This is a genomic window from Pseudomonas sp. E315, assembly GCF_055406205.1.
In genome coordinates this window covers 89,499-105,925 of the sequence record NZ_JBUZPJ010000008.1, presented here as the reverse complement: position 1 = coordinate 105,925, position 16,427 = coordinate 89,499, and the positions used below count along the sequence as shown (strand labels likewise).

Annotated in this window: 14 protein-coding genes; 7 read left to right on the top strand and 7 right to left on the bottom strand. The window is 56.7% G+C overall.

Annotation, left to right across the window (positions count from 1 at the left end):
* Positions 1 to 9: 9 nt before the first annotated feature.
* From ACZRJQ_RS13335 to ACZRJQ_RS13315, 5 genes are all read right to left on the bottom strand, one after another.
* Positions 10 to 1,251 (bottom strand): NAD(P)/FAD-dependent oxidoreductase, encoded by a 1,242-nt coding sequence (locus ACZRJQ_RS13335; RefSeq protein WP_463978811.1) that lies wholly within the window; start codon positions 1,249 to 1,251, stop codon positions 10 to 12.
* Positions 1,252 to 1,298: 47 nt separating this feature from the next.
* Positions 1,299 to 2,009, bottom strand: a complete 711-nt coding sequence (locus ACZRJQ_RS13330; RefSeq protein WP_463978810.1) for an ABC transporter permease — start codon at positions 2,007 to 2,009, stop codon at positions 1,299 to 1,301.
* On the bottom strand, positions 2,006 to 2,725 hold the full coding sequence (locus ACZRJQ_RS13325; protein ID WP_463978809.1) for an ABC transporter permease: 720 nt from the start codon (positions 2,723 to 2,725) through the stop codon (positions 2,006 to 2,008). The genes ACZRJQ_RS13330 and ACZRJQ_RS13325 overlap by 4 nt, the downstream gene beginning before the upstream one ends.
* A gap of 118 nt (positions 2,726 to 2,843) precedes the next feature.
* The gene (locus ACZRJQ_RS13320; protein ID WP_463978808.1) at positions 2,844 to 3,599 is read right to left on the bottom strand and encodes a transporter substrate-binding domain-containing protein; all 756 of its coding nucleotides are present in this window, start codon (positions 3,597 to 3,599) and stop codon (positions 2,844 to 2,846) included.
* Positions 3,600 to 3,612: 13 nt separating this feature from the next.
* Positions 3,613 to 4,488 carry a MurR/RpiR family transcriptional regulator gene (locus ACZRJQ_RS13315; RefSeq protein WP_463978807.1) on the bottom strand — a complete coding sequence of 292 codons (876 nt, stop codon included), beginning with the start codon at positions 4,486 to 4,488 and terminating at the stop codon, positions 3,613 to 3,615.
* 144 nt (positions 4,489 to 4,632) lie between these two features.
* Between ACZRJQ_RS13315 and ACZRJQ_RS13310 the strand changes: the two genes are divergently transcribed.
* On the top strand, positions 4,633 to 5,664 hold the full coding sequence (locus ACZRJQ_RS13310) for an Ldh family oxidoreductase (RefSeq protein ID WP_463978806.1): 1,032 nt from the start codon (positions 4,633 to 4,635) through the stop codon (positions 5,662 to 5,664).
* Positions 5,665 to 5,735: 71 nt separating this feature from the next.
* Here the strand turns inward: ACZRJQ_RS13310 and ACZRJQ_RS13305 are convergent, their stop codons facing one another.
* Together ACZRJQ_RS13305 and ACZRJQ_RS13300 are read right to left on the bottom strand one after the other, a co-directional pair.
* On the bottom strand, positions 5,736 to 6,773 hold the full coding sequence (locus ACZRJQ_RS13305; RefSeq protein ID WP_463978805.1) for an AraC family transcriptional regulator: 1,038 nt from the start codon (positions 6,771 to 6,773) through the stop codon (positions 5,736 to 5,738).
* Positions 6,770 to 7,690, bottom strand: a complete 921-nt coding sequence (locus ACZRJQ_RS13300) for a GGDEF domain-containing protein (RefSeq protein ID WP_463978804.1) — start codon at positions 7,688 to 7,690, stop codon at positions 6,770 to 6,772. The genes ACZRJQ_RS13305 and ACZRJQ_RS13300 overlap by 4 nt, the downstream gene beginning before the upstream one ends.
* A gap of 506 nt (positions 7,691 to 8,196) precedes the next feature.
* On the opposite strand from ACZRJQ_RS13300, the gene ACZRJQ_RS13295 reads away from it, so the two are divergent.
* The 6 genes from ACZRJQ_RS13295 to ACZRJQ_RS13270 all read left to right on the top strand — a co-directional run bounded on the left by ACZRJQ_RS13295 (position 8,197) and on the right by ACZRJQ_RS13270 (position 16,374).
* Entirely contained in the window at positions 8,197 to 10,725 is a 2,529-nt protein-coding gene (locus tag ACZRJQ_RS13295; RefSeq protein ID WP_463978803.1) for a TonB-dependent receptor, read from the top strand.
* Between the two features lie 45 nt (positions 10,726 to 10,770).
* Positions 10,771 to 12,687, top strand: a complete 1,917-nt coding sequence (locus ACZRJQ_RS13290) for a phytase (protein WP_463978802.1) — start codon at positions 10,771 to 10,773, stop codon at positions 12,685 to 12,687.
* A 91-nt stretch (positions 12,688 to 12,778) separates the two neighbouring features.
* The gene (gene tolQ, locus ACZRJQ_RS13285) at positions 12,779 to 13,489 is read left to right on the top strand and encodes a protein TolQ (protein ID WP_463978801.1); all 711 of its coding nucleotides are present in this window, start codon (positions 12,779 to 12,781) and stop codon (positions 13,487 to 13,489) included.
* Positions 13,490 to 13,503: 14 nt separating this feature from the next.
* Positions 13,504 to 13,950 (top strand): protein TolR, encoded by a 447-nt coding sequence (gene tolR / locus ACZRJQ_RS13280; RefSeq protein WP_463978800.1) that lies wholly within the window; start codon positions 13,504 to 13,506, stop codon positions 13,948 to 13,950.
* Complete coding sequence (locus ACZRJQ_RS13275; protein WP_463978799.1) at positions 13,947 to 14,741, top strand: energy transducer TonB; 795 nt, start codon at positions 13,947 to 13,949, stop codon at positions 14,739 to 14,741. Before tolR ends, ACZRJQ_RS13275 begins: the two co-directional genes overlap by 4 nt.
* Positions 14,742 to 14,883: 142 nt before the next feature.
* Positions 14,884 to 16,374, top strand: a complete 1,491-nt coding sequence (locus ACZRJQ_RS13270; protein ID WP_463978798.1) for a DASS family sodium-coupled anion symporter — start codon at positions 14,884 to 14,886, stop codon at positions 16,372 to 16,374.
* The last annotated feature ends 53 nt before the right edge of the window (positions 16,375 to 16,427 follow it).

The window sequence follows — 16,427 nt, the reverse complement described above, 5'->3', positions numbered from 1 at the left end:
CTCCAGAGATCAGTAAAAGCGCTCAGCGCTGTAAGGCGTTGGATCGGTAAACGGGTATTCGCCCGTCATCATTTCTGCTAACAAGCGGCCACTGACAGGCCCCAATGTCAGGCCGTGGTGGGCGTGACCGAAGTTAAACCACAAACCTTTGTGACGACTGGCCGGGCTGATGACCGGGCACATGTCAGGCAGGCAAGGGCGGCGGCCCAGCCAAGGTTCTGCATCCACCCGCTCACCCAATGGATACAAGCGTTGCGCCCGCTCTTCACAACGGCGCAACTGGATCTCGTTGATAGGATCATCACTGTCAGCGAATTCAATGCCTGTGGTCAGACGAATGCCGCCGACCATCGGTGCCAGTACATAACCGCCCACCGAGTCGAGAATGGGATGCTGCATGGTGTGCCCGTCTTTAGCGGCGTAGTGCATGTGATAGCCACGCTTGATTGCCAACGGAATGCGATAACCCAGCGGCTCGAAAATTTCCCGGGCTTGTGGGCCCAGCGCGATAACGGCCTCATTGCCCACAATGAGCCCTTTGTGGCTGTCCACCTGCCATTGCCCAGCAGTCGGGCGCAGGCTTGTGGCATCGCCAATCACAAAAGTGCCGCCACGCTTAATAAACAACTCGGCGTATCCTCGCGTCAGCCCCCCCGGATCACTGACAGTTTTGGGGTCGAGCCAATGAATGCCGCCGATCACATCGGTGTGCAAGCCGGGTTCGAGTGCGTGAACCTGCTGCTGATTGAGCACCTTGTAGTTGAGCTTGTACTCGACCAGCGCCGCCGCATCGCGCTGAGCTTTATCGAAGTCGACTTGAGTGCGATAGACCTCAATCCAACCGCTGTCGTGAATCAGATCTGTCATGCCAGCGGGTTCGGCCAACAGGTCGTGTTCGCTGACGCATTTTTCAATCAGCGGGAGCATGGCATGCGTGGCTTTGGCCAACCCTTTTGGGCTGGATTGGCGCCAGTATTGCAGCAGCCAAGGCCCGGCTTTAGGCAGGTGTTTAAGGCTGTAGCGCACATCGGATTGCTGATTGAGGCTGTAACGCAGCAAGCGCGAGAGTTCACGCGGGAACGAATAAGGAATCACACTGGCGCGCTCGATCAACCCGGCGTTGCCGTGGCTGGTGCCGCTGCCCGGTTGTGAGCGGTCAAGTAACACCACGTTGCGCCCCCGTGCCTGGAGGTGCAACGCAGTACTGACGCCGACAATGCCAGCGCCCAGAACAATAGTGTCGCAGTGCATAAATACATCCTTAAACAAGGGGCTTGGTCGCAGCCCGAACAATGGGCTTAGTGCAAATGTCGGCTGAGACGACCTTCTATAAGTTTCAGGCTGCGACGCACAATTTCGACGATCAGCAGGTAAAGCACAGCAGCCCACAGATAGACCTGAAAATCGAAGCTGCGTGAGAATGCCATTTTGGTCACACCCATCAGGTCATAAATGGTGACCAGCGAGGCAATGGCGCTGGCCTTGATCATCAGGATCAACTCGTTACCCAATGGGCCGATAGCCACCAGCAGCGATTGCGGCAGGATGATTTTGCGAAAGGTGGTCCAGCGCGAGAGGTTCAGTGCCTTGCAAGCTTCTCGCTGCCCTTGGGCGACCGACAATATGCTGCCGCGCAGGATCTCAGCCTGATACGCCGCTGTGTTCAGGGTGAAGGCCAGCAGGGTGCAAAACCACGCATCGCGGAAAAACCACCACAAACCGACGTCTTGCCAAAAGCTCTTGAACGAGCCAAGACCGTAATACAGCAAAAATAACTGCGCCAGCAGCGGGGAGCCACGGAAGAAGTAAACGTAGGCACCCGTGAAGCTGCGTAAAAAGCGGTTGTTGGACAAACGCCCCAAAGCAATCAGCAAGCCGAGCAGCGCACCCAGCGTGAAGGAAATGGCCACCAGTTTGCCGGTGACTAACAGCCCGTCGATAAAACGCGGGCCGTAACGCTCAAGCAAGTCGGGGTTAAGGAGCATGTTTTGTAGTTCAGCCAGGCTCATGGGCGTGCACTCCGTTGATGGCGGCTGAAGTAGCGCTCAAGGAAGCTGAACAGCCGTCCCGAGATCGCCGAGAAAAACAGATAGCCGAAACAGGCCACGGTGTAGAACAGCATCGGCTCCTTGGTCACGCTCACGGCCAAGTTGGTTTGGCGCATCAGGTCGACCAGCGAAATGGTCGACACCAGTGAGGTGTCCTTGAGCAGTGACAGCCAGTTGTTCGAGAGGCCTGGCAGGGCGATGCGCGCCAGTTGCGGCAGCACCACTTTGCGAAAGGTCGTGAACTTGGACAGACCCAGCGCCGAGGCGGCTTCAAACTGACCTTTGGGGACGGTTTTAAATGCGCCCAGCCAAATCTCGCTGGAGAACGCAGCAAAAACTAGACTGAATGCAGCCATCGCAGCGACAAAGGTATTGATGGTGACCTGAGCGTCGTAACCCATCATGGCGAGGATTTTTTGCGCGGCGATCTGACAGCCGTAATAAATAATCAGCAGCGTTAACAGCTCGGGCAAACCACGAAACACAGTGGAAAAGGTGGTGGCCCACGCGCGCATCCAGCGGTTTTTAGACCGTGCAGCCAATGCGACCGCCAGACCCAACGGCAAACCAATAGGCAAGCAGCTCAAGGCCAACGCAATGGTGACCAGCGCTCCGGCCAGTAAGGCCGAGCCCCAGCCGCCACTGGCGAAAGATAGAAGTGAGAGTTGATCGAGCATGCTCGAATCCCCGGGCAAAATTGGGCCGACATTCAGCCTCTGCGCACACTGAGTGCGCAGGGCAAGGTACTGGGGCAGGGAAGTCCTTGGTGTGAGCCTTGGACGGGTGACTTAATGCTTAATAAATATCGAAGTCGAAATACTGGCTGGAGATCTTTTTATAGGTGCCGTCGGCCACGATCTCGTCCAATGCCTTGTTGAAACGTTCACGCAGTGCGCTGTCTTCTTTGCGCACGGCAATCGAAGCGTCTGCCAGCGTGCCATCTACGTCGCCGAGCATCTTGCAGCAGTCTTTACCGGTTTTATTGACCCATTCGAGCAACGGAAATTTGTCAGCAATCACGGCGTCAATGCGACCGTTTAACAACTCGGCGTTGGCTTCGTCCAATGTTGGATAGAGCTTTAAGTCGGCACCCGCTTTTTCGTAGTGATCTTCGGCGTAAATACCTTGGGTCGCTGCGCCTTGAGCGCCAATGGTTTTACTTTTGAAGTTGGTTTGTGCATCGGTGATGTCTGAGTCTTTAGGGACGGCAATCGACAGCGGGGTGCGGTAGTAGTGATTAGTGAAAGCGATTTTTTGTTTGCGTTCATCGGTGGCAATCATCGAAGCGACAATGGCATCGTATTTTTTCGCCATGAGCCCTGGAATGATGCCGTCCCAATCCTGAGCCACGATCGTGCAGTCAGCCTTCATGCGTTCGCACACCGCGTTGGTAATGTCGACATCAAAACCGTGCAGTTTGTTGTCTGAGTCAACGTAGTTAAACGGAGGGTAGGCGCCTTCCGTGGCGATTGTCAGTTTGTCGGCCTGAGCGTTGGACGCTACGGCGACAACCATTGCACATGCACTGGCAAAGCGAATGACGTTTTTCATCTAACACCTCGTTTTATTGTTTTGGCCCGGGTGAGGATGTGTAACCCACGAACTCATTGTGTAAGGCCGCGGTTGCCTCAAGACGTTTTTCAACGTCGGGTCCCAGTTGTTTGCACACTTCATTGACCAGCAGGTGAACCAGCGACAGCATGGCCGCCGTGGACTCCCAGAACAGGTTGAATTCGGTAGGTACGCGAAACACTTCATCGGCGTACTGGTCGGCCCAATCGCAGAACGTATCGGTCACCAGTGTGACGGGAATGCCCGCTTCACGTGCCTTGCGGCACAAATGCTGGGCATGGCGCGAGTAACGGCGGGCTTCAAACACCACCAGCGCACAGTCATCGGCAGGGCACAGCAGCACGTCGGCATAATGCCCGGCTGCGCCATCCACCAATTGCACGCCATCGCGCAGGTATTGCAACAAGTGAACCATGGACGCGGCGATCCCGCGTTCGGTCTGAAAACCTGCAATAAAGACTTTGCGCCGAGTGGCCAAACGATGGCTGACAATTTGCCATTCCGGTGTGAGGCTGTATTCGTACACCTTGACCAGCGCTGCGACTTCTAGCTCAAAACTACGGGGTAGCGCTTGCGGGCTTTGGCTTGACTGTTGGCGAAACTCTTGCAGGCGATCGCCGACCAACCACGGGCCATCGCCCAAGTCATCTTTGAGGTCGTTTTTGAGTTCTTTGAAATGGCTGTAGCCCAGCGAGCGGCAAAAGCGCCCAACACTGGATTCGCTGACGCCCAAGATACTGGCAATGTCTGCGGCGGTCTGAAACGGCAACTCGTAGAGATTGGCCAGCATGTAACTGGCAATCGCCCGACCCGAAGGGGAGGCGGTCGACAGACTGCTTTCAAGGCGTTGCTTGATGGGTTGGCTCACGGCTGCTTTCCTGTTTTTATTTCAGCGCGTTGCAGAAAGTGAATGTTTTCTGTCATGAAGTCAATATTTGACAGCTAACTGTCATCGCAGGATAGTTGGCCTCACCGTTGCACAGCACAATAAAAACTAGATTGGAGCGCCCGCATGACTCAGTCCGACACTGCCACGCCTAACGTGGAGTCGCTTTCCCTCGTTGAACTCACCGCTTTGTTACAACGAATATTCGAACGTCATGGCACCTCCTCAGACGTAGCGCAGGTGTTGGCGGACAACTGTGCGCGGGCCCAGCGTGATGGCTCGTATAGCCACGGCGTGTTCCGCATTCCGGGCTATTTGGCATCGTTGGCTAGCGATTGGGTCGATGGGCAGGCCGCCCCGATTGTTGAAGATGTGGCCTCGGGCTTTATCCGTGTGGACGCTGCCAACGGATTTGCTCAACCCGCGTTGGCTGCCGCGCGTAGCTTGTTAGTCGAAAAAGCCCGCAGCGCCGGGATTGCCGTGTTGGCCATTCGCAACTCGCACCACTTTGCAGCGCTGTGGCCCGATGTTGAGCCGTTTGCTGAAGAAGGCTTGGTGGCGTTGAGCGTGGTCAACAGCATGACCTGCGTGGTGCCCCACGGCGCGCAAAAACCTTTGTTTGGCACAAACCCCATCGCTTTTGCAGCACCGCGTGCCGATGGCGACCCTATTGTGTTCGACCTGGCCACCAGTGCGATCGCCCACGGCGACGTGCAAATTGCGGCCCGTAAAGGCCATTCGTTGCCTGCGGGAATGGGGGTTGATAAGCACGGCGAGCCGACGCAAAACCCCAAGGACATTCTCGACGGCGGTGCTTTGCTGCCTTTTGGCGGCCACAAAGGTTCGGCCTTGTCAATGATGGTCGAACTGCTGGCGGCAGCACTGACCGGCGGTAACTTCTCGTTCGAGTTCGACTGGAAGAAACACCCCGGCGCGCAAACCCCGTGGACGGGGCAGTTGCTGATTGTTATCGACCCGACCAAATCCGGTGGCAACAGCTTTGCCCAACGCAGTGCAGAGCTGGTGCGCCAAATGCACGCTGTCGGCCTTGAGCGTATGCCGGGTGATCGCCGCTTCAAGGAGCGCGCCAAGTCGCTGGTTGCGGGCATCCCGTTGGCCGCGGATGAGCTGGCGAAGTTGCGAGCCTTGGCGGGTTAGCAATCCCTCGTGGAGCTGTTGACGAGTAGAGCAAAGCGACGCAATCGTCGAAAACTCAGGCAGCCCAAATCTCAATCAAGGCTAAACAACTGGCGGATCAGGTTAGGCGTGCAACCTGTCCAGCGTTTGAGTGAGCGGCGAAAGTTGGCGGCGTCATTGAAATTGAGGTGCTCGGCAACGGCTTCGTTGCTCAGGCCTTTGATTTGGTACAGGTACAACGCCACGTGTTTGCACGCCAGGTCTTGCTGGGCCTGAAAGTGAGTGCCGTGTTTGTTCAGTTTGCGTTTGAGGGTGGCCTGGCTCATTGAAAAATGCTGTGCAACCTGCTCAAGGCTGGGGGTGTGCTGAGCGTTGTCACGCAGGTAAACGTAAACCCGGTCGAGCAAGCTGGCGCTAAAACCCAGTGTTTGCAGCTGGTCTTGTGCTTGATGCAGGGCCACTTGCCGCGCAATGGCCGATGCGTTTGGCCACGTCCGGGTGAGGTATTCCCGTGGGATGCGCATCATGTCGAGTTGGCAGCCAAATTGGCTGTTCTCCCCAAGGTGTACCCAGTACTGCTCCACATAGCGGGGTTCGGGGTAAGTGAAACTGCACTCCCAAGGCAGGCGCTCGCCGCTGAGCCACTGGGTCATGGCCATCAATGAGGTCATGCTGGCCTCCAGAACAAAGCGCAGTTGCTCTTGTGCCCCGCAACTGTCGAGCCAATACACGTAAGCGTATTTATCATCGAGCAGCAGGCGTGGCGTCAGTAAGGGGCTGAGTAAAGCGCGATGGTGGGTGACGGTGTCCAGCGCCTGATGCAAGTTTTGCGCGTGTTGCAAGGCATGACTGGCGGCCCCGTAATGCCCTGGCAACAGGCGCTGGCCAAATAGAAAACTGCTGTCATCGGCCTCAAGCAAGCGCTGAGCATTGCCGATCAAACTGAAAAACTGCTGCGCGCTGAGGCGGGTGTGCCCGGCAACAATGTCGTCGTAAAACAGGCCTGTGCCGCGCAATAGTCGATGGCTGTCGATGTCTCGCGACAGCGCCAGATCAATCAGCGTAGCGGGTTGGTAATGCCCTGGAATAAAGCGGCTGTCGGCTTCATACCAGCGGGTTACGACGGTCATGCGCGTTTGACTCGGGGGGGCTTGGCCCGAGCCAGTGCGAGATTCAGGCGTTTGAGCAGGCCATCGGGGGCTTCATCAACCGCCATGACCACTGCTGTACTGGCGGATAAATACACCCGCTCGCCATGCTGACGGGTTTTATGCGCCAGGCTCTGTACCGCTTGTTGCAGTTCCAGTGCCAGCAATCGGCCCTGACTTTCACCTCTGTTGGGCAGCAGCACCACAAAGCGATCGCCGGCCAGCCGGCAGAGTAGATCGTGTTGGCGCAGGTTAAGCAGCAACAACTGGCTGAGGGCTTGCAACACGGCGTCACCTTCGCCATGACCGTACTGTTGATTGATCGCGGCAAAGTTATCGAGGTCCAGCGCCAGCAACGACAGTGGTTGTTGCTGCTCACGGCTTTGTGCCAGGCAATCACTGACTTGGCGCTTAAGGTAATCAGCACCGCCCAGCGGGGTGAGCTTGTCGAACAGCCGATGTTCGCGGAACACGCGCTCGCGCTTTTCCATTTGTTGGCTGATGGCCAGTTGTTCGCGGTGCCAGTGAAACAGGCCAATGGTCAGCACAATCATGCCCACCGGCATTGGCCCGGACTCCAGCCAGTGATCCCAGCCAATGTGTTTAGGCAAGCGAATAAACTCGTCCAGCACGTCGATCCACCATGAAAAGAACATGCAGCTCAAACCCACCGACAGGTAGTTGGTGACGCGACCTGCCGGGCGACTTTTAAGCACCAGTACGAGCCAAAACAGCAGGAACAGCGCAGTCCCGCCTTCGCCCAGGATATCCAGCCATTGCCATTCACTGAGGGCTTTGGGTGTGCCGAATGCAACGTTGAGCAACAAGCCGATATTGGCCGCGAGCACCAGCAGCGATAGCTTCCAGCGGTGGTGTTTAAGTACGTTTAGCCAAGTCATGAACAGTTCTACCGATGCGTATTACCGGTCAGCAGAACAGAGGCGTGTGACAGCGATGTTACAAGATGTGTAGGTCGAATCAGCTCAGGCGTCATTCCCCCAACAGTGTTTAAACCTTGACCTTGCTATCGCTGTCGCGGGCGGCGCTAAGTGCTGTTGGAAATGTATCTGCGCGCGGATATGCAGCGTTGAAAACAGGCTCGCAATGCTCATTTACAACACGTAAACGCGGCTCCCCGGCCTGTTTTTGCCTTGCCCACGCTTGGCTCGAAAACAGTGGGTATAGACCCTTAAAGCCACCCTGTAATCCATTGCACTCTGCGTCAGCGCCGAGCGGGGCTAAAGGTCAAATCAGCTCATTTGTCGACCATTTACCTGCCAAAACCGGCTATTTCGTGGTTTGGCGCCCAGGCCTGTCACGGCACTGTCATACGTGCTCCCTAATTTTCGCTTCCAGATTGCTGGGCCATTTGCCCGGCCGGTAGGGATTCTGTGGGGGGATAAACATGTACACGTGTCGCAGTAAGTCACAGTGGGTAGGTTTTACGCTCAGTGCGCTGGCTCTGGCGATTGCCAGTGAGCGTCTGAACGCTGCTGATGCCGTGGGTGCCACCGAGCATGTCGATGTGGTGGGGCAGGCCGCCAGTATTGATCAGGCGCTCAAAGAGCAGCGCAAGTCGGACAGTATCGAAAGCGTGGTGCATGCCGATGGCGTGGCTCAACTGCCCGATGCCAACGTCGCCGAGGCGGTACAGCGCTTGCCGGGTATCAGCGTTGAACGCGATCAGGGCGAAGGGCGTTTTGTCAGCGTGCGCGGCTTGGGCCCTGACCTGAACAGTGTGACCATCAACGGCACCTTGGTGCCATCGCCTGAAAGCGCCCGTCGTGCTGTGGCCCTCGATGTGTTGCCTTCAGAGTTGGTGCAGTCGTTGTCGGTGATCAAAACCCTGACCCCGGACATGGACGCCAACTCGCTGGGCGGCACTGTGGATGTTCAAAGTTTGTCAGCCTTCGACCACAAGGGGCTGTTTTACACCGGTACCACCGAGGCGGGTTACAACAAAAATAGCCACCAAACCAGTCCCAAAGTGTCCGGCGCGATCAGTGACCGTTTCAGCCTTGGGGATGGGATCGACAACTTTGGCGTGGCCGCCGCCTTAAGCTGGAACAAACGTGACTTCGGTTCCGATAACGTTGAAACCGGGGGCGACTGGGACTTCAACGATGGTGCCCGGCTGAACAGTTTTGAGCAGCGGGTGTACGACATCAGCCGCGAACGCACCGGTGGTGGCTTGAACTTTGATTACAAGCCCGACGACGACACCAGCCTGTATTTGCGCACGCTTTACAGCCGTTACAAAGACAGCGAAACCCGCAACTCGACAGGTATCGAATTCGCCAACCCACAAGCCGCAGGTGAGTTGGGCAAGGCTAAGGTCAAGCGCAAACTCAAACAGCGCGAAGAAACCCAAGAAATTCAGTCTTACGTGTTGGGCGGCGAGCGCACGATGGGGCTCTGGACTTTGAGCGGTCGGGCCGGTTACAGCAAGTCCAGTGAGGACAGCCCGGGTCACATAGCCGGCGCCACCTTCAAGGGCAACTCAAGCCTTCCTGACAGTGGTTTTTACGACACTCAAAAACCGCGACCTATTATTGGTCAAGCGTTCTATGACCCGGCCAACTTCACCTTGGACAAGGTTGATTGGGAGGAGCAAAACACGCAGGACACCGAGAAAAACATCCGTCTCGATCTTGCCCGTGACTATGACGTTGATGGTTATGCCTCGCAGGTCAAGTTCGGCGGCAAGGTCAGCCGTCGCAACAAGGACAATGACCTTAATGCCTGGGTTTATGAGGACTTTTCTGATCTGGGCTTCAGTGATGAGCAACTTAACCTCACCCAGTTCAAAAAAGGCAACGTGCACTACCAACTTGGTCAGTTCGGGCCGGGTATCAGTGGCAGTGCCATCAAGGACCTTATCGGTGGTTTGAATTCGGGTGACTTTTACGACGAACAAGAGTCACGGGCCAATGATTTCAAGATCACAGAAGACATCAACGCTGCGTACCTGATGAACACCATTGATGTGGATGACTGGCGTTTTATCGCTGGCATGCGCTACGAAGGCACCAAGTTCGAAGCCAAGGGCACCGGAGTGCGCGATGGGGTGTTTGAAGCACAAGATACCCAACGCGACTACCACCATTGGTTGCCAGGGCTTCATGCGCGCTATCAGTTGGATAAAAACACCCAAGTGCGGGCGGCATGGACCAACACCGTGGTACGCCCGACCTTCGGCCAATTGGCGCCGGGTTTTGTCATTGATGACGACGAAGCGACGTTTGGTAACCCTGACCTCAAGCCGCTGGAGTCGAGCAACTTCGACTTGGGCATCGAGCATTACATGGGGCAAGCGGGCACGGTCTCGGCCTTTCTGTTTTACAAAGACATCAAAAACTTCGTCTACAACAACGACTTGGCGGGCACTGGCGATTGGGTCGACTTCACCCAAGCCCACACTTACGCCAACGGCGACAGCGCCAAGTTGTACGGGCTGGAACTGGCGTACTCGCAAAAGTTCGACTGGCTGCCCGCGCCCTGGAACGGCCTGCTGGTGGGCGCGAACACCACGTTTAGCCGCTCTAACGCCAGCATTAAAGGCTATGACGCGGCTGTCGGCAGGGAGCGTAAGCGCGACATCAACTTGCCGAATCAGTCCGACACCGTTGGCAACCTGATGCTGGGCTGGGAAGACGACAAGCTCAGCCTGCGCCTGTCAGCTAACTACAAATCGCAGTACCTCTATGAATTGGCCGGGATCAACGACAAGGCCCATGACCTGCACGTTGACGCGCAGACCTTTGTCGATTTCAGCGCCCGCTATTCGCTGACCAAAAACCTGCAAGTCAGTTTTGAGGCGCAGAACCTTACCGATCAGCCGTACTTCGTCTACAGCGGCAACAGCCGTTACAACAACCAATACGAAGAGTACGGCCCCACCTATTCGCTGGGCCTGACCTTCACCCATTTTTAAGCATGGGCCCGCGCTGACTGCGGGCCTTGGAAAGGATAAATACCCATGAACGTCTTGTTTAAACGCCGTGTGCCACTGCTGCCTTTGCTCGCGTGTTTGACCGCCAGCAGCGCGCAGGCAGCAACCCCTGTCAGCGCCCCGACATTAAAGCCCTTGGCAACCAGTAAAGCTCAGGCCGCGATGTACTTGCCAAATGCCGCAGACGATCAACGACTGGTTGTGAGCAAGCGTGAAGGCCTGTTGCTGCTCGACAAGCAGGGCAAAACCCTGAGCCGTGTCGCTGGCTCATTTGCGGGCCTGGACAGCCGCGAGCTGGGTGAGCAGATGCTGGTGGTGAGCAACGATCAGAAGAAGCAGCAAGTGGTGGTGTTGGGGCTCAATCCAACCGATCACACGTGGCAACCCCCATCGTATTTGCCGCAACGTGATTACGCCGTTAACGGGGTGTGCCTGTATCGCGATGACGCCAGCAATGTGTACCTGTTCACCGTGGGCGAAGAGGGCAAGGGTGAGCAATGGTTGGTAGCAGCTGATGCTAAACAACTGGCCGAGCCGCGTTTGGTTCGCAGCCTGCCATTGCCGCCTAACGCTGAGTTTTGCCAAGTGGATGATGGCGCACAGACGCTGTTCGTCAACGAAGAAAACATCGGCTGGTGGGCGTACCCGGCACACCCGGAGGCTGATGTTTCACGTGTGCCGGTGGCGATGATCGAGCCTTTTGGTGAGGTGAAAAAATCAGCAGGCGCTATGGCGTTGGTGCCGGGTGGCATGCTGGGGCTTGATCCGGATGCTGCGCAATTACACCTTTATCAGCAGCAGGGCAAACAGTGGTCGCCTGTTGCCAGCCTGGCGCTTGATGGTTTGGCTGAGCCGGAACAATTGGCTGTTCGCCAAACGTCACAAGGGCTGCAGGTGCTGGTGCAGGATGGCAATAACAGCCAGCTGTTTGAAGGCGCGCTGAACTGGACAGCCACGCCCGTGAAGCTGCCAGTGGTGTTGCCACTGGTAAAACCTGCTGTGCAAAGCGAGCCGGTAGTGAGTCAGGGGGACGCGGCGGATGACCCCGCGATTTGGGTTCACCCCACCCACCCGGCCATGAGCCGCGTACTGGGCACCAACAAAAAGAACGGTTTGGAAGTCTACGACCTGCAAGGGCGGCGCGTGCAGCACCTGTCGGTAGGACGGCTGAATAACGTAGATGTGCGCCCGGGTTTCTCACTGGGCGAGCAAACGGTGGATCTGGCGGTGGCCACAAATCGCGATCACAACAGCTTAAGCGTATTCAGCATTGATCGAGCAACGGGCGAGGTGCGCGAAGCGGGTGAGATCGCAACACCGGTCAACGACATTTATGGTCTGTGCCTGTTCAAAGCGCCATCGGGGGACATTTACAGTTTTGCCAACGATAAAGACGGCACGTTCGTACAGCACCGCCTGTTCGCCAAGAACAACAAGGTAGAGGGCGAGTTGGTGCGCCAGTTCAAAGTGGCGACCCAGCCTGAAGGCTGCGTAGCGGATGACCTGCGTCAGCGCTTGTTTTTGGGTGAAGAGGACGTCGCGGTATGGACGCTGGACGCACGAGCGGATCAACCCGCGACCCTGACCAGCGTGATCAAGGTCGGTGAGCAAGTACACGACGATATTGAAGGGCTGGCGCTGTACCAGACCGAAAAAGACAACTATCTGGTGATTTCCAGTCAAGGCAACGACAGCTATGTGGTTGTCGACGCTGAACCACCTTTTGCCCTGCGCGGTGCATTTCGCGTGGGCATTAATGCCGAGGCCGGGATTGATGGCACCTCAGAAACCGATGGCCTTGAAGTGACGTCGGCCAACCTTGGCGGCCCGTGGAGCCAAGGCATGTTGGTGGTGCAGGACGGTCGTAAACGCATGCCCGAGCAAGCCCAAAACTACAAATACATCCCTTGGGCTGAAGTGGCTAAAGCCCTGCATTTGCCTTAATCCGGTCATCAGCCGGTCACTTCAATGGGGTTGAATCCCTTTTATGCGCCTGCTCTCTGGGTATGGCGCCGCCTTAAACAAGGAGTACAGCATGCAAGCAACAATGGAGCACATGACGATTTGGGGCCTGATCACCGACGCCAGCCTTTTGGTTAAGGCCGTGATGTTGATTTTGCTCGCCGCCTCGCTGTTGAGCTGGTTTTTGATTGTGCGGCGCAGTGCAGTTTTGCGTCGCAGCGAGCGGGATATTGACGCGTTCATTCAGCGCATTCGGGCACAGGGTGAACTGAATGCCCTATACCGCGAGAGCCGTGACCTGGCCCATGAAGACGCGGGGGCCGAACAGGTATTTACGGCGGCTTACAGTGAATATGCGCAGCTCAAGCAGCAGCCAGGTATTGATGCTGATGGCGTCATGCAAGGGGTTGAGCGTGCACTGTATGTAGCCATCAGCGAACAGGAAGTGCGCTTGGAAAAAGGTTTGCAGTTCCTCGCCACGGTGGGGTCGGTCAGCCCGTATATCGGCTTGTTTGGCACGGTGTGGGGGATCATGAACTCTTTCATCGGCTTGTCGCAGGTTCAGCAGGCCACGCTGTCGACAGTGGCTCCGGGCATTGCCGAAGCCTTGATCGCCACGGCTATCGGTTTGTTTGCCGCGATCCCGGCGGTCATTGCTTATAACCGGTTCTCGTCCCGTGGTCAGACCTTGCTGACGCGTTATTACAGCTTGGGCAATGAGGTACAGATGCGCCTGTACCGCAGCGCGCATGCCGGTTCGCGCAACATGTCGGCGGTTGCCTAAAGGAGAGTTTGAAAATGCTCGCTCGACCACAGCGTAAACATGGGCCCAAGGCTGAAATGAACGTGGTGCCTTACATCGATGTGATGTTGGTACTGCTGGTGATCTTCATGGTGACTGCACCCATGTTGACCCAAGGGGTGAAAATCGAATTGCCAAAAGTCGCCAGCGAAGCGTTGGTCAATGACAGCCAACAAAAAATTCTGACCCTGTCGGTTAAGGCAGATGGCGGTTACTACTGGAATTTGGGCAGCGAACTGGACACCAAAAACCAGACGGACAGCGCCGTCAGCCTTGACGAGTTGCAAGCCAAAATTGGTCAAGTTGTTGCGCAGAATGCGGATACGCAGGTGTATATCCGTGCGGACAATGAGGCCGGCTATGGCAGCGTTGTCAAGGCAATGGCCGCACTGCAACAGGGCGGTGTGGCCAATTTAGGGTTGGTGACCGAGGCCCCACAATGAGCGCGGCCTTAATCTACGCCCCGTTGCAGGACGCCTCTGGGGTGCCTTGGGCAAAACTGTGGCGCAACGGTCAAGCCTTGGCGCTCACGGTTGCGTTGCACAGTGCGGTGGTGGCATTGCTGGCGCTGGGCTGGACGATTGAACAGCAACCGGTCAGCGCCCCAACGGTGTTGAAAACGCGCTTGATAACCTTGCCTGCCGAGCCTGTGGTTGCGCCGCCAACACCTGCGCCAGAGCCGATACCGACGGCGGCGCCCCCTGTGGTCGAAGCCAAGCCTGAAGTGATCAAGCCTGCGCCCGACCCGCAAATACAAGCCCGCAAGCTAGAGCAGGCCGCTTTGGCGCGCAAACGGGTGGAGGCACAAAAACAGCTGCAGGAAGCGCAGCGTGTTGCGCAACAAAAAGTCGCTGAGCAACATGCTCAGGAGCAGGCGTTACAACGCCAACAGGCTCAGGCCGATCAGCAGGCCAAAGCGGCGGCAGATAACGCGCGTCGCGCTGAGCAGGCTGATGCAGCGGACATTCGACAGTACTTGCCGATCAGTAAGCAAGCGCCGGACTACCCTCAACGAGCGTTGGATAAGGGCCTTGAAGGCGATTGCACGGTTGAGTATTCGGTCACGCCGCAGGGCAAGGTTGAGGCGCCGAAGGTAGTGGGCAACTGCCACCCGGCCTTTATTCGGCCTTCGTTAGTGGCGGCGGCGACCTTTCGCTATAAGCCGCGCGTAGTCAACGGCCAGCCGGTAAGCGTGCCGGGCGTACGCAATACGTTTCACTATCGAATTCAATAAACAGGGCCAACATTGCCGTGAGCTTTAGCGGTTCAGCTGACAAGTATCAAAACCTGTTGGGCGGGCTTGGCCTATGCTTCGAGCGAGTTGTAGAGGTCGCTCGTGGGCTGGCCTCTACGTGGTTAAACACAAGGAGATAGCCATGAGTTCGCCCGCAACCACCCCCGCGCCTGATACGACGAGATTGAAGCTGCCTTTAGGCCTGGTGATTGCTGTTTTGGTCATGGTCGGCGTATTGCTGTTGCCATTGCCCGCTGACTTGCCAGTTGCAGGCCATCGCATGCTGGCAATTTTGGCGTTTGCCGTGGTGGTGTGGATCACCGAAGCGGTGTCTTACGAAGCCAGTGCCATCATGATTACGTCACTGATGGCGTTTTTGATCGGCATGGCGCCCACCTTGCAAGACCCATCGCAGCTGTATGGCACTTCAGCAGGCATCACGATGGCCTTGACCGGCTTCTCCAATGCCGCATTGGCGTTGGTGGCAGGCGCTTTGTTTATTGCCGCGGCCATGACCCACACGGGGCTGGATCGACGAATTGCGCTGGTGACGCTGTCGCGCATTGGCACCAGTACACGACGGATATTGCTGGGAGCCATCGCGGTTACCATTTTGCTGAGTTTGGTGGTACCCAGCGCCACTGCCCGCAGTGCGTGCGTGGTGCCTATCATGATGGGCGTGATCATGGCATTTGGCGTGGATAAGCGCTCGAACATTGCCGCAGGGATCATGATTGTTGTGGCTCAAGGCACCAGTATCTGGAACGTAGGCATTCAGACCGCTGCGGCGCAAAACCTGCTGACAGTGGGTTTTATGGACAAGATGCTCGGCCAACGGGTGAATTGGCTCGACTGGCTGATTGCGGGGGCGCCGTGGGCCATCATCATGTCGGCAGTGTTGCTGTTTGTGGTGCTCAAAATGCTCCCGCCCGAAAGCGACAGTATTCCCGGTGGCAAAGAAGCCGTTGAGCAATCGCTTGCGCAACTAGGGCCTATGACGGCCCCACAAAAGCGTTTGATGGCAGTGTCTGTGGCCTTACTGCTGGCATGGGCCACTGAGGGCAAACTACACAGTTTTGACACCACCTCTACGACCTACGCCGGCTTGGTGTTTTTATTGCTGCCACGTTATGGGGTGATGACTTGGAAGGACGTGCAGTCGCGTATTCCGTGGGGCACGGTGATTGTGTTCGGGGTAGGGATCAGCTTGGGCACCGCGTTGCTTACCACTCAGGCTGGGCAATGGCTGGGCGGACAAGTGGTATCGAACACGGGGCTGGATCAGGTCGGGCCGCTGGGGATTTTTGCGATTTTGGGTGCGTTTTTGATTTTGATTCATTTGGGTTTTGCCAGTGCAACGGCATTAACCTCGGCCTTGTTGCCGATTTTGATCGCCGTATTGCAGAGCTTACCTGGGGAGTTCAATCGACTGGGGATGACCATGCTGCTGGGTTTTGTTGTCAGCTACGGGTTTATCCTGCCGATTAACGCGCCGCAGAACATGGTGTGTCTGGGCACCCAAACCTTCACGGCCAAACAGTTCGCCAAGGTCGGGCTGATTGTGACGGCGGTAGGCTATGGGCTGATGTTGCTATTTGGGGCGACGTATTGGAGTTGGTTGGGCTGGATGTAAGTACGACAGGTAGTTGCTTGCTCGCAACAGCCGCGAGCAAGCAAGGTTTACCA

What these genes read in the sequence shown, in the direction of transcription:
- ACZRJQ_RS13330 (WP_463978810.1), bottom strand. Translation starts at nt 2,009, where the DNA reads ATGAGCCTGGCTGAACTACAAAACATGCTCCTTAACCCCGACTTGCTT.
- ACZRJQ_RS13300 (WP_463978804.1), bottom strand. Translation starts at nt 7,690, where the DNA reads ATGACTTGGCTAAACGTACTTAAACACCACCGCTGGAAGCTATCGCTG.
- ACZRJQ_RS13270 (WP_463978798.1), top strand. Translation starts at nt 14,884, where the DNA reads ATGAGTTCGCCCGCAACCACCCCCGCGCCTGATACGACGAGATTGAAG.
- tolQ (WP_463978801.1), top strand. Translation starts at nt 12,779, where the DNA reads ATGCAAGCAACAATGGAGCACATGACGATTTGGGGCCTGATCACCGAC.
- ACZRJQ_RS13310 (WP_463978806.1), top strand. Translation starts at nt 4,633, where the DNA reads ATGACTCAGTCCGACACTGCCACGCCTAACGTGGAGTCGCTTTCCCTC.
- ACZRJQ_RS13335 (WP_463978811.1), bottom strand. Translation starts at nt 1,251, where the DNA reads ATGCACTGCGACACTATTGTTCTGGGCGCTGGCATTGTCGGCGTCAGT.
- ACZRJQ_RS13320 (WP_463978808.1), bottom strand. Translation starts at nt 3,599, where the DNA reads ATGAAAAACGTCATTCGCTTTGCCAGTGCATGTGCAATGGTTGTCGCC.
- ACZRJQ_RS13275 (WP_463978799.1), top strand. Translation starts at nt 13,947, where the DNA reads ATGAGCGCGGCCTTAATCTACGCCCCGTTGCAGGACGCCTCTGGGGTG.
- ACZRJQ_RS13305 (WP_463978805.1), bottom strand. Translation starts at nt 6,773, where the DNA reads ATGACCGTCGTAACCCGCTGGTATGAAGCCGACAGCCGCTTTATTCCA.
- ACZRJQ_RS13290 (WP_463978802.1), top strand. Translation starts at nt 10,771, where the DNA reads ATGAACGTCTTGTTTAAACGCCGTGTGCCACTGCTGCCTTTGCTCGCG.
- ACZRJQ_RS13325 (WP_463978809.1), bottom strand. Translation starts at nt 2,725, where the DNA reads ATGCTCGATCAACTCTCACTTCTATCTTTCGCCAGTGGCGGCTGGGGC.
- ACZRJQ_RS13295 (WP_463978803.1), top strand. Translation starts at nt 8,197, where the DNA reads ATGTACACGTGTCGCAGTAAGTCACAGTGGGTAGGTTTTACGCTCAGT.
- tolR (WP_463978800.1), top strand. Translation starts at nt 13,504, where the DNA reads ATGCTCGCTCGACCACAGCGTAAACATGGGCCCAAGGCTGAAATGAAC.